This is a genomic window from Listeria monocytogenes (assembly GCF_041765605.1).
Lineage (GTDB): Bacteria > Bacillota > Bacilli > Lactobacillales > Listeriaceae > Listeria > Listeria monocytogenes_D.
In genome coordinates this window covers 1,362,931-1,375,194 of the sequence record NZ_CP168900.1, presented here as the reverse complement: position 1 = coordinate 1,375,194, position 12,264 = coordinate 1,362,931, and the positions used below count along the sequence as shown (strand labels likewise).

Sequence of the window (12,264 nt, the reverse complement as noted above, 5' to 3'; positions counted from 1 at the left end):
AGTATAGTTAATACTCAAAAAAAAGCGGGAACTTTTGGTATCCCGCTTTCGTCTGGTTTTTATCGACGTAAACCTAAACGTTTGATAAGTTCGCGGTAACGTTGAACATCTTTTTTACGTAGGTAAGTTAATAGGTTACGACGGTGACCTACCATTTTCATTAATCCACGGTAAGAGTGATGATCTTTTTTGTGTACGCGAACGTGTTCATTTAAGCTATTGATTTCAGCAGTTAATACAGCGATTTGTACTTCTGGTGAACCAGTATCTGTATCATGGACACGGTACTCTGCAATAATTTCATTTTTGCGTTCTTGAGTTAAAGCCATTTCTTTCCACCTCCTTCTAAAATATCCCCAATTACTGAGCCAAGCGTCGGTGAGTCGCAAAAGCCAAGTAATGGTTCTGTTCGTACAGATTTAAAGATACACTATTTAGCCTCCAAAAGCAAGCAAAAATAGTCGTTTAATCTTCTAAATCCGCAAAATAAGCTCTTGTATCTTGTTCGTCTTTTTCTAACTGAGCAATCAAACCTTCTACGCCGTTAAATTTAAGTTCTGGACGGAAAAATTGATACCATTCAATCTCTGCTTCTTCGCCGTAAATTTCGCGGTGAAAATCTAGAATATACACTTCAATGGACAGCGCTTGATCGTCTTTAAACGTGATATTGTAGCCAATGCTAGCCATCCCCAAATGAGTTTCCCCGTTCACGCGGAATTTCACTGCATAGACACCAAGCTTTGGAATCAAGTAATCTTCATTTACACGGATATTCGCTGTTGGAAAACCAATTGTTCTACCGCGTTTATCTCCGTGAATGACGGTTCCTTTCGTTGTATATGGATAGCCTAGTAGTTGATTTGCTTCTTCTAGCTCACCTTCTGTAATCGCACGTCTGATATTTGTCGAGCTAATTTTATCACTTGCAGCAGTTTGTTTATCAACAATCGTAACTTCAAAACGACCATCAGCATATTGAGCCAAATCAGTCATTTTACCTTCGCCTTTTTTACCGTAAGAATAATCGAAACCAGCTACCACATGTTCCACATTTAAAGCGACTAAGTAATTATCGACAAAAGATTGCGGTGATAATTCGGAAAATTGCGTAGTAAAGCGGACTACATACATAATATCTACGCCAAGCTCAGCCATTTTTTCCGCTTTATCTTCAAGTGGTGTAAGATATTTTACTTGTTTGCGGATATTGCTTAAAACGACAGACGGGTGCGGATCAAAAGTTAATACTGCTGTTTGAAGGCCTTTTTGTTCGGCAATTTGTTTCGCTTTTTTAATGACTGCTTGATGACCTAAATGCACGCCATCGAAAAAGCCAAGCGCCATTACTTTTTTTATGCTAGTCCATTCATCTGTTGTAATCGGATGATGTAAGTATATCGTCTTCATTTTTGCCACTTCTCCTCTAAATTCGAATTCCTCTCATATCATAATATAAGAAAGCTATGGTCGCAATAACTATGCTTGATGTAACTCGATGACTTTTTCTGGTTTCCAAAGGTCATTTTTCTCTGGATGAGGTTTGTAAATTGCTGTTAATTTATCTTTGAAAATAAGCGCGGCACGAGGCTCATTCTCTACCTCTATAAATAATGATTTTGGTAAAAGGCCACCATTTAAAACTTTCGCATGGATTTCTTCATCAATCACTAATTTGGCCATGGATTCAATGCCTTTTTCAAGCGGATATAAAAAGCTGCTATCACTCGCTTGCATCATTTCGTCAATTTCTGCCAGCTTTAAGCAATCTTCTTTTTTGAAAAAACCACTACGAGTCCGTTCTAGTTTGGACATGTGCGCTGGATATCCTAATAATTCGCCAACCATAACTGCAAGCGTGCGAATATAAGTACCTTTCCCACAAGATATTTCTAACTGAAAAGTCGGATTCGCTTCATTTAGCGTAGCCGAACCATCTAAGCGAGTTAACGAATAAATATCCACTTGCCTGGATGGGCGTTCTACCTCTATACCAGTTCTTGCATATTCATACAATTTCTTGCCATTGACTTTTACAGCAGAAAACATAGGGGGAATTTGAGTAATTTTTCCAGTCAATTTAGTGAGCGCGGCTTGAAGTTCATCAGCGGAAATGTCTGCTAATTCCTTGGTCATAACCGTTTCACCAGTCGCATCTTCCGTTGTAGTCGATTTACCTAATGTTATTTCTGCTACGTAGACTTTTCCTTCATCTGTTACGTATTCTGCGAGTTTTGTCGCACGGCCGATACAAATTGGAAGTACACCCTCTACTTCTGGATCCAGCGTGCCAGTGTGTCCAACTTTTTTTGTATGTAGGATTTTTCTTAATTTAAAAACGCAATCATGACTTGTCATCCCGCGTTCTTTCCACAGTGGGATAATACCGTTCATCCGGCTCCTCCTTCTAAGAAAAAAAGTTTAAGGCAATGACCCACTTACATCCCGTTTGACTGAGAAGATAAAGGGACTGCCTTAAACTTTTATGATTATTGATCGTTATTTAAGTCGCGAAGCAATTCATCGATTCGATTTCCGTAAGCGATGGAATTATCTATTTCAAAAGACATTTCTGGAACTTTACGAAGTCGAATACGACGACCGATTTCAGAGCGGATAAATCCATGCGCTTTCGCAAGTGCGAGTAACGTATTTTCTTTTTCCTTATCGGTACCAAGAATGGAAATGAACACCTTAGCTTCTTGTAAGTCACCAGTAACATCTACTCCCGTTACAGTAACAAAACCTAAGCGCGGGTCTTTAATTTTACGATTTAAAATATCGCCCAATTCTTTTTTCATTTGCTCACTGACACGATTTGCTCTTACGTTCAAGTGTATTCACCTCTTTTATAACTTCTCCATAACTGTCTCGGCGCGTTCCCATTCAGGAAAAGAATCGAGAAAAGCAAGTACTTCTCTGACTTCTTTTTCTGCTTGGATGTGCGAGGAAGATACGATAGCAAAGCTAATTTCCGCTCGCTGCCATAAATCCTGATAATCCGTTTCAGCAATGGAGATATTGAATTTTTGTTTTGCTCTCGTTACAATTCGTTTCAGGATAGCTCGTTTTTCTTTGAGGTTTTGCGGTTCCTGCATGAAAAATTCACTAACGACTGATTGAATCATTTTCTTTCAATTTCTTCCATAACGTACGCTTCAATAACATCGTCTTCTTTGATATCGTTGAAGTTTTGTACTGTGATACCACATTCGTAACCTTTAGCAACTTCTTTCGCATCATCTTTAAAGCGTTTAAGTGTAGCAATTTCGCCTTCAAAGACAACGATTCCGTCACGGATAATACGAACGCCACTATCACGAGTAATTTTACCATCTGTTACGTAACAGCCGGCAATTGTACCCACTTTAGAAACATTGATTGTTTGACGAACTTGCGCTTGACCAATAATTTTTTCTTGGAATTCTGGATCAAGCATCCCTTTCATCGCTGCTTCAATTTCATCAATGGCTTTATAGATAACACGGTGTAAACGAATGTCTACACTTTCGTTTTCTGCTGCTTCACGCGCTTGTGTTGTTGGACGAACGTTAAATCCGATAATAATTGCATTAGAAGCTGCAGCAAGTGTGATATCTGATTCATTGATAGCACCAACGGCAGTATGAATGATTTTTACGTTAACGCCTTCTACATCAATTTTACGAAGAGATGCGGCAAGAGCCTCTACAGAACCTTGAACGTCTGCTTTAATAATAACGTTAACTTCTTTCATTTCGCCAGCTTTCATATGTTCAAATAAGTTGTCTAAACTTACGCGGTTTGTTGCGGAACGTTGCGCTACTAACGCACGGCTTGCACGAGTTTCGCCGATATTTCTTGCTGTTTTTTCATCTTCAAAAACAACAAAGCGATCGCCGGCTTGCGGCACATCATTTAATCCAGTGATTTCAACCGGTGTACTTGGACCAACTTTTTTCACGCGACGACCTAAATCATTGACCATTGCACGAACACGACCGAATGTGTTACCAACAACAATTGGATCTCCGATATTAAGTGTTCCGTCTTGTACTAGTAAAGTCGCAACTGGACCACGGCCTTTATCAAGTTCTGCTTCGATGACAGAACCGATAGCACGACGGTCAGGGTTTGCTTTTAATTCTTCTACTTCAGAAACAAGTAAAATCATATCTAACAAGTTTTCAAGACCTTCACCGAATTTAGCTGAGATTGGCGCGAAAATTGTATCGCCACCCCATGCTTCAGGAACTAATTCATATTCTGTTAGTTCTTGCATCACGCGGTCAGGGTTTGCTTGTGGTTTATCAATTTTGTTGACAGCAACAATAATCGGCATTCCCGCAGCTTTCGCGTGGTTGATTGCTTCAATTGTTTGTGGCATAACACCATCATCTGCTGCTACAACTAAAATCGTAATGTCCGTGATTTGCGCACCACGAGCACGCATTGCTGTAAAGGCAGCATGTCCCGGTGTATCAAGGAAAGTGATTTTTTTGTTATGGATTTCAAGTTGGTAAGCACCGATATGTTGGGTGATACCACCAGCTTCTCCTAAAGTAACTTTTGTATTACGAAGGGAATCTAGTAATGTTGTTTTACCATGGTCAACGTGTCCCATAATAGTAACAACTGGTGGGCGTTCAACAAGTTTAGACTCGTCAACCGCTTCATTTAGTTCATTTTCAAAGTACACATCTAAATCTGTTACATCGACTTTAATTTCTTCTTCTACTTGCACACCGTAGTCATCACAAATTAGTTCGATTGCATCTTTATCTAATGATTGGTTAATTGTCGCAACAACACCAAGCATAAATAATTTTTTGATTAGTTCAGATGGTTCTCTGTATAATTTTTTCGCTAATTCCGCTACAGTTAGAGATTCGCTGAAAACAATTTTTTCAGGAAGTTCTTTTGGTTTTGGCGGAGTTGGCGGTACGGTACTGTGGTTTAGTTTACCTTTTTTCTTCGTGTTACGGCCTTTATTGTTAAAATTGCCGCCGCGATTCGGACGATTGTTACCGCCTGGACGGTTTGGATTGCCGCCGCCTGGACGATTACTGTTGTTATTGTTGTTACGTTTTTGTCCGCCAGCTTGTTGGTTCCCACTTGCTTGTGTTTGGTTACCTGTGTTTGCTGGTTTGTTTGTCGCTGGTTTTGCACCTTGGCTTTTGTTTGCAGTTGCTGGTTTATTAGCTTGTCCTGCTGGTTTATTTGGTTTATTCGACTTTTCATTACTATTTGTCATATTTGGTTTGTTTGGCCCCTTACTATTTCCATTTTCGTTGCTAGTAGTTTCTTTCTTTGGTGCTTCGGCTTTTTTATTTGTGCCATCAACGGCATTATCTAATTGTCTTAATGCATTTTCATTAATAGTGGACATATGGTTTGCCACTTCAATACCTAAGTCTTTTAATGCTTCAATGACTTTTTTGCTTGATACTTGATGTTCTTTTGCATATTCATATACACGAACTTTACTCATGTCGTACACCTCCGTATAAGATTCAACCGAGTAATTCTGCTAATTTAATAGCAAATCCTTTATCAAGTATTGCAACGATTGCACGTGTGTCTTTGCCGATTGCACCCCCTATCATTTCCCGGGTACCGGCTTTTTTCACGACAACATTATAGTATTCACACTTGTTGCGGATTGTTTTCTCGGTTTTTTCGGATATATCTTCTGAAATGAGAACCATTTTTGCTTTCCCATTTCTAACTGCTTTTAGTACTAATTCTTCACCAGTGGTAATTTTACGTGCTCGGTTAGCGAGGCCTAATAAGGAAAGTGCTTTTTTATCCATTCGTTGGTTCCTCGAGAGACTTCACATAAGTAATTAACTCATCATAAAAGGACTCTTGTTCCGGCATTTTTAGTTGATGAAAAATAGCGTTTTTCTTTTTCGCTTTTTCACATGCTTCTACACTTTTAACAATGTAGAAACCGCGTCCAGGTGCTTTGCCTGTAGGATCTATCGTAAGCGCTCCGTCTTTCGAATACGCAATACGAAGAAGTTCGCCTTTTGGCAAGCGTTCACCGGTAATAATACATTTTCGAAGGGGGATTTTTTTATTACGCATGATAATTCTCCTTTTTACTCTTCATCTTCTGTAAAAGTTTCGCTCTCTGCATCTTCCACTTCTGGCGCTTCTACGTCATTACGAGGATAGATGCCTAGTTCAGTTGCAACTGTTTCACTTTTAATATCAATTTTCCAACCAGTTAGTTTTGCTGCTAAACGAGCATTTTGACCACGTTTACCAATTGCTAGTGATAACTGGTAGTCTGGTACGATTACAGTTGTTGCTTGGTCTGCTTCGTTCACAATAACATCTAACACTTTGGAAGGGCTAAGTGCATTGGCTACGAATGTGAAAGGATCTTCTGACCATTCCACGATATCGATTTTTTCGCCTTTAAGTTCGTTGACGATCGTTTGGACACGTGCGCCTTTTGGTCCTACACATGCGCCAACTGGATCCACTTCTTCATTTGCAGTGTAAACAGAGATTTTAGAACGATCTCCTGCTTCACGTGCAACAGACTTGATTTCTACAACGCCGTCATAGATTTCAGGTACTTCCATTTCAAAAAGACGTTTCAGTAAGCCAGGGTGTGTACGGGATACAAAAATTTGCGGCCCTTTTGTCGTCTTCTCTACTTTTGTTAAATATACTTTGATGCGGTCATGTGCATGATAAGTTTCGTTTGGCATTTGTTCGTTTTGAGACAAGATAGCTTCGATTTTACCAAGATTTACATAGATAAAACGAGAATCTTGACGTTCAACAATACCAGTCATAATGTCATCTTCGCGGTCAATAAATTCATCGTAAATGATGCCACGTTCCGCTTCACGAACACGTTGGGTTACAACTTGTTTTGCAGTTTGAGCTGCGATACGTCCAAAATCTTTTGGTGTTACTTCAAGCTCCACTACGTCACCTGGCTTGTATACTGGATTCAGTTTGTGTGCTTCTTCCATAGAGATTTCAAGGCGAGAATCAAATACTTGTTCTACTGCTTCTTTTCTAGCTAAAACACGGATAGAACCGTTTTCCATATTTAAATCTACACGTACGTTTTGTGCATCTTTGAAGTTTCTTTTATATGCGGATGTAAGAGCAGCTTCAATTGCTTCTACTAAAACCTCTCTTGAAATACCTTTATCATGTTCTAACACATGAAGAGCATCTAATAATTCTGTGCTCATTTTTTATTCAGCTCCTTATTTTTTGCTTTTTAAAATTGAATTGCAAGTCTTGCTTTGGCTACTTTGTCTTTAGGAATTTCACAAGTGATTTTGCGTGTTTTGTCCGTGATAGTAATAACGAGTGTTGTGCCGTCATAACTAACAAGCGTTCCTTCCCACATTTTACGACCGTCAATTGGCTCATAAGAAGTGACATGAACATATTTACTTACCGCATTTTCAAAATCTTGTTCTTTCTTCAGTGGACGTTCAGCCCCCGGTGAAGATACTTCTAAAAAGTAGTTTTGTGTAATGGGGTCATTTTCGTCCATTTTCTCACTAACTTTTTCGCTCACGGCTGCGCATTCATCGATATCTACGCCACCATCTTTGTCAATAAAAATTCGTAAAAACCAATTTGGGCCTTCTTTTTCAAAGACAATATCTACGAGTTCTAGTTGAAGTTCGTCCGTGATTGGCGCAACAATTGCTTCTACTTGTTCTAGTACTTTACTCATTTCAGCCTCCTTAAGAGATACGCTTTTCCAGCTAATTCGTCCCCTACTTCTGCCACAGGTGACTCTTTGACAGATTTGCAAAACGAAAGCGTGGGCATTGGCCCACGCTTGGCTGAGTTATCGTAGTATTTCTTAAATAAGTTTATCACAAATTGTGACTACAAGCAAGTTTTGCCCATTTTTAGAATAGTGACAACTGATTTTGATCAGGCAATCCTTCCAAGCATCCTTGATCATCCATGTACTGAATGATTGTTTTTGATACTTTTCCGCGTTGTTGTAAGTCTTCTTTGGATAAAAATTCACCATTTTCACGTGCAGCAACGATTTGTTTCGCTACGTTTGTTCCAAGACTTGGAATCGCATTAAATGGCGGAATGAGTGAGTCTCCGTCAATCAGGAATTCATCTGCAGACGATTTGTATAAATCGACTTTTTGGAAATGGAAACCACGAGCAAGCATTTCATTCGCAATTTCTAAAACGGTTAATAAGTTTTTCTCTTTCGTCGAAGCTTCCATTCCTTTATCATTTACTTCTTTCATGGTTGCTTTCACAGCTTCTTTTCCGTTTACCATCGATGTTAAATCGAAATCATCGGCACGAACGGTGAAATAAGTTGCATAGAAAAATAGTGGATGATGCACTTTGAAATAAGCAATCCGGACTGCCATTAAAACATAGGCTGCAGCATGGGCTTTCGGGAACATGTACTTGATTTTTTTACATGATTCAATGTACCAAAGCGGCACTTTATTCGCCATCATCGCTTCTTCCATTTCATCTGTTAGCCCTTTACCTTTACGTACAGACTCCATAATTTTAAAGGCTAATGAGCTTTCGAGTCCTTGGTAAATTAGGAAAACCATAATATCATCACGACAACCAATTACATCTGGCAGTTCGCAGGTTTTATTTTTGATTAATTCTTCTGCATTTCCAAGCCAAACGTCCGTCCCGTGGGAAAGACCAGAGATTTGGACTAGCTCAGAAAATGTTGTTGGCTTTGTTTGTTCTAACATTTGTCGTACGAAACGCGTCCCAAATTCGGGAATTCCGAGCGTCCCTGTTTTGGAATCAATGTCTGCTGGTTTAACACCAAGTGACTCAGTCGATCCAAAAAGTTTCATTACATCTGGATCATCGGTTGGAATTGTTTTTGGATCGATACCGCTTAAATCCTGTAACATCCGGATAGCAGTCGGATCATCGTGTCCAAGTATATCGAGTTTTAACACGTTATCATGAATCGAGTGGAAGTCAAAATGGGTCGTTTTCCATTCCGAATCCGTCGCATCTGCTGGGAACTGTACCGGTGTAAAATCGTATACATCCATATAATCAGGAATAACGATAATACCACCTGGATGCTGCCCAGTAGTACGTTTAACGCCTGTACAACCGGCTACTAGGCGATCAATTTCTGCCCCGCGAATAGTCATATTCATATCGCGCTCATAATTTCGAACATAACCAAAAGCGGTTTTCTCTGCAACAGTACCAATCGTACCTGCACGGAAAACGTAATCCTCACCAAAAATTTCTTTTGTATACGCATGGGCTACCGGTTGATAATCTCCTGAGAAGTTCAAGTCAATATCGGGTACTTTATCCCCTTTAAATCCTAAGAAAGTTTCGAAAGGAATATCTTGTCCTTCTTTTTGATAAGCGGTTCCGCAGTGTGGGCAATCTTTATCAGGTAAGTCAAAACCGGAACCAACCGAACCATCATCAAAGAACTCTGAATCCTTACAATTCGGGCAAAGATAATGTGGTGGAAGTGGGTTTACTTCGGTAATTTCCGTCATTGTAGCAACGAAAGAAGAACCGACCGATCCCCGCGAACCTACGAGATAGCCGTCCACAAGCGATTTCTTAACAAGTTTATGTGAGATAAGATAAATAACCGCAAATCCGTGGCCAATAATACTTTTCAGTTCTTTTTCAAGTCGAGCTTCAACAATTTCTGGTAAATTCTCACCGTACAATTGGTGTGCCATTTCATAACTCATATTACGAACTTCATCTTCTGCGCCATCAATCTTCGGTGTGTATAATTCGTCTTTGATTGGTTTAAGATCTTCCATCCAATCGACCACTAAATTCGAATTCGTTACAACAATTTCTTTTGCTTTTTCTTCACCGAGGAAAGCGAATTCTTTCAACATTTCATCTGTTGTACGGAAATGGACATCTGGTAATTCAGCACGATTTAGAGGGTTGGCTCCACCTTGCGAATGAATCAAGATTTTACGATAAATTTTATCCACTGGGTCTTTGTAATGAACGTTACCGGTTGCAACAACGGGTTTTCCAGTTTTCTCACCAACACGAACAATGTTTTTCAAGATTTCTTCTAACGCTTTTTCATCACGAACAAGTTCCCGCTCAATCAGTGGCGCATAGACTGGCTTCGGTTGAACTTCAATGAAATCATAGAACTCCGCAACCTTTTCTGCCGCTTGCATCCCTTTTTGCATCATTGCTTCAAATAGTTCTCCTTGGCTACAAGCAGTTCCAATTATTAAACCTTCGCGTAATTTCTTTAGCTGCGAGCGAGGAATACGTGGCACCCGGTAAAAGTAATTAATATTGGACATCGTAATTAATTTGAAAAGATTCTTCAAACCAACAGCTGTTTGTGCATAAATCGTCGCATGGAATGGTCGCGCACGTTTGTATGCATCGCCTTCTCCCATATAATCATTTAGAGAATCATGGAAATCAATATCGTGCATTTCTTTTGCATCTTTAATTAACTTCCAAGCCAAATATGCTGTAGCTTCCGCATCAAAAACAGCTCGGTGATGTTGTTCAAGAATAATATTGAATTTCTTGGTTAAGGTATTCAAGCGATGATTTTTAAAATGTGGGTAAAGAAAACGAGCTAATTCCAATGTATCGACAACCGCATTTTCTGCCTTTTCTAGCCCAACTTTTTCATAAGCAGTGTTAATAAAGCCCATGTCAAATGAAGCGTTGTGAGCCACAAGAATATCATCGCCGCTCCATTCTTTAAATCGTTTTAAAACAACATCAATAGGATCAGAACCTTTGACCATATCATCTGTAATACCAGTTAGATTAATGGTAGTTGCAGAAAGCGGGTGTCCAGGATCAATAAAGGCTTCAAATTTATCAATAATCTCACCGTTTTTCATTTTTACACCAGCAAGCTCGATAATCGTATCATAAACCGCGGACAAACCTGTTGTCTCAACGTCAAATACGCAATATGTTGCATCTTGCAAGGCGATATGTTGATCGTTATAAGCGATTGGAACACCATCATCTATTAGATTGGCTTCGATACCAAAAATAACTTTCAAGCCATACTTTTGACCTGCCCCATATGCTTCTGGGAAAGATTGCGCAACAGAGTGGTCGGTAATAGCAATTGCTTTGTGCCCCCAATCAGCAGCTTGTTTGAACAGAGAATCAACAGATGAAGTAGCATCCATTTGACTCATTGGAGAATGGAGATGTAGTTCTGCTCGTTTTTCTTCCGCCGTATCGAGGCGTTTTACTCCTGCAATTTCATTCACATCTTGGGCCATCATAATTAAATCTCGAACGAAAGTATCATTTTGAACACTTCCTCGTACTTTAACCCACATACCTTTTTTTAAGTTCTGGAACATTGCTGCATCTTCATTATCACGAGAAAACATTTTTATAATCATCGAACTAGTATAGTCGGTAATTTTGAATTGTAATAAACTACGACCACTGCGTAGCTCTCTAATTTCCGTCGCGAAGATTAGGCCTTGAACGGTAATACGACGTTCTTCATCGTAAATATCACCAAGACGCTTCACTTCTTCATCATCTTTAATTTTGTAACCAATTTGGAACGGACCAGTTAATGGAGCTGCTCCACCGCCACTTTGTCCTTCTGCTTGTCGTTTTTGCATAACTTGAACAGCTTCTGCAGCTTTTTTCTGATCTTCTTCTTGTTTGGCTTGTGCAAAAGCTTTGTATTCTTCTGTCTCAGATTGATCTAGCATATGCATTTTCATTGCCAAGCGCGGAAAACCAGCTTTCCCATAACTTTCAATAATTTTTGCTTGGAATCGTTGTTGGATTGTTGCTTCTTCCATATCATTATGAACCGCTAACTCAATAAAATGAGGTTCTTTAAATGTAGGTTTTTGCTCCATCAAAAGTTTTCCAATCATCGGTGACTGCTTTCCAATCGGCTCTACAATAAGGTTCCAATAATCTTGAATGAGTGCTTCATTGATTGTTTGATTTTCTGGAACTATTTGCATTTCTGTTTCCGCAATTTGGCTGAATGCGCGCTTCATCCCAACATCCATCATATGGAAAAGTGCTGCTGGAAAAATTTGTGGAACATGTAAATGAAATTGCCATGTTTTATTTTTCTTATCGGCAACGAGTTTTTCGATTTTGGCATCTTTTGTAAATTCTTCGTAAGTTGTTACATCTTGTAAACCGATTTGTGTCATTAACAGCTGAAATCGTTCTTGTTTTTCTTCCTCTTTTGCAGTCATTCCGAATAACACCCCTTCATTCAAATTTATAAAAGCCAGATGTCCCTCATGA

Annotated in this window: 11 protein-coding genes; all 11 read right to left on the bottom strand. The window is 39.4% G+C overall.

The features are described 5' to 3' along the window. Window positions 1-59: 59 nt before the first annotated feature. Window positions 60-329 (bottom strand): 30S ribosomal protein S15, encoded by a 270-nt coding sequence (gene rpsO, locus AB2Q86_RS07105; protein ID WP_003719603.1) that lies wholly within the window; start codon window positions 327-329, stop codon window positions 60-62. Between the two features lie 136 nt (window positions 330-465). Beyond that, window positions 466-1,410 (bottom strand): bifunctional riboflavin kinase/FAD synthetase, encoded by a 945-nt coding sequence (locus AB2Q86_RS07100; protein ID WP_012581380.1) that lies wholly within the window; start codon window positions 1,408-1,410, stop codon window positions 466-468. 69 nt (window positions 1,411-1,479) lie between these two features. Then, window positions 1,480-2,394, bottom strand: a complete 915-nt coding sequence (truB, locus tag AB2Q86_RS07095; protein WP_012581381.1) for a tRNA pseudouridine(55) synthase TruB — start codon at window positions 2,392-2,394, stop codon at window positions 1,480-1,482. A 95-nt stretch (window positions 2,395-2,489) separates the two neighbouring features. Continuing rightward, window positions 2,490-2,834: a 30S ribosome-binding factor RbfA gene (gene rbfA, locus AB2Q86_RS07090; RefSeq protein ID WP_003719600.1), complete on the bottom strand. Its 345-nt coding sequence runs from the start codon at window positions 2,832-2,834 to the stop codon at window positions 2,490-2,492. A gap of 15 nt (window positions 2,835-2,849) precedes the next feature. Further along, complete coding sequence (locus AB2Q86_RS07085) at window positions 2,850-3,128, bottom strand: DUF503 domain-containing protein (protein WP_012581382.1); 279 nt, start codon at window positions 3,126-3,128, stop codon at window positions 2,850-2,852. Then, window positions 3,125-5,470: a translation initiation factor IF-2 gene (gene infB, locus AB2Q86_RS07080; RefSeq protein ID WP_012581383.1), complete on the bottom strand. Its 2,346-nt coding sequence runs from the start codon at window positions 5,468-5,470 to the stop codon at window positions 3,125-3,127. The genes AB2Q86_RS07085 and infB overlap by 4 nt, the downstream gene beginning before the upstream one ends. Window positions 5,471-5,492: 22 nt before the next feature. Then, window positions 5,493-5,792 carry a YlxQ family RNA-binding protein gene (locus tag AB2Q86_RS07075; RefSeq protein ID WP_003729918.1) on the bottom strand — a complete coding sequence of 100 codons (300 nt, stop codon included), beginning with the start codon at window positions 5,790-5,792 and terminating at the stop codon, window positions 5,493-5,495. After that, a complete protein-coding gene (gene rnpM / locus AB2Q86_RS07070; RefSeq protein ID WP_003729919.1) occupies window positions 5,785-6,069 on the bottom strand; it encodes an RNase P modulator RnpM in 285 nt (94 codons plus the stop codon). Before rnpM ends, AB2Q86_RS07075 begins: the two co-directional genes overlap by 8 nt. Window positions 6,070-6,083: 14 nt before the next feature. Further along, window positions 6,084-7,202 (bottom strand): transcription termination factor NusA, encoded by a 1,119-nt coding sequence (gene nusA, locus AB2Q86_RS07065; RefSeq protein WP_003729920.1) that lies wholly within the window; start codon window positions 7,200-7,202, stop codon window positions 6,084-6,086. A 29-nt stretch (window positions 7,203-7,231) separates the two neighbouring features. Beyond that, a complete protein-coding gene (gene rimP / locus AB2Q86_RS07060) occupies window positions 7,232-7,699 on the bottom strand; it encodes a ribosome maturation factor RimP (RefSeq protein WP_003729921.1) in 468 nt (155 codons plus the stop codon). A 181-nt stretch (window positions 7,700-7,880) separates the two neighbouring features. Further along, a complete protein-coding gene (locus AB2Q86_RS07055; RefSeq protein WP_012581384.1) occupies window positions 7,881-12,212 on the bottom strand; it encodes a PolC-type DNA polymerase III in 4,332 nt (1,443 codons plus the stop codon). Between the last annotated feature and the right edge of the window lie 52 nt (window positions 12,213-12,264).

Bases quoted from the DNA above. Each gene is read 5' to 3' on its own strand.
- rpsO (WP_003719603.1), bottom strand. From the start codon at position 329: ATGGCTTTAACTCAAGAACGCAAAAATGAAATTATTGCAGAGTACCGT.
- AB2Q86_RS07100 (WP_012581380.1), bottom strand. From the start codon at position 1,410: ATGAAGACGATATACTTACATCATCCGATTACAACAGATGAATGGACT.
- truB (WP_012581381.1), bottom strand. From the start codon at position 2,394: ATGAACGGTATTATCCCACTGTGGAAAGAACGCGGGATGACAAGTCAT.
- AB2Q86_RS07085 (WP_012581382.1), bottom strand. From the start codon at position 3,128: ATGATTCAATCAGTCGTTAGTGAATTTTTCATGCAGGAACCGCAAAAC.
- infB (WP_012581383.1), bottom strand. From the start codon at position 5,470: ATGAGTAAAGTTCGTGTATATGAATATGCAAAAGAACATCAAGTATCA.
- AB2Q86_RS07075 (WP_003729918.1), bottom strand. From the start codon at position 5,792: ATGGATAAAAAAGCACTTTCCTTATTAGGCCTCGCTAACCGAGCACGT.
- rnpM (WP_003729919.1), bottom strand. From the start codon at position 6,069: ATGCGTAATAAAAAAATCCCCCTTCGAAAATGTATTATTACCGGTGAA.
- nusA (WP_003729920.1), bottom strand. From the start codon at position 7,202: ATGAGCACAGAATTATTAGATGCTCTTCATGTGTTAGAACATGATAAA.
- rimP (WP_003729921.1), bottom strand. From the start codon at position 7,699: ATGAGTAAAGTACTAGAACAAGTAGAAGCAATTGTTGCGCCAATCACG.
- AB2Q86_RS07055 (WP_012581384.1), bottom strand. From the start codon at position 12,212: ATGACTGCAAAAGAGGAAGAAAAACAAGAACGATTTCAGCTGTTAATG.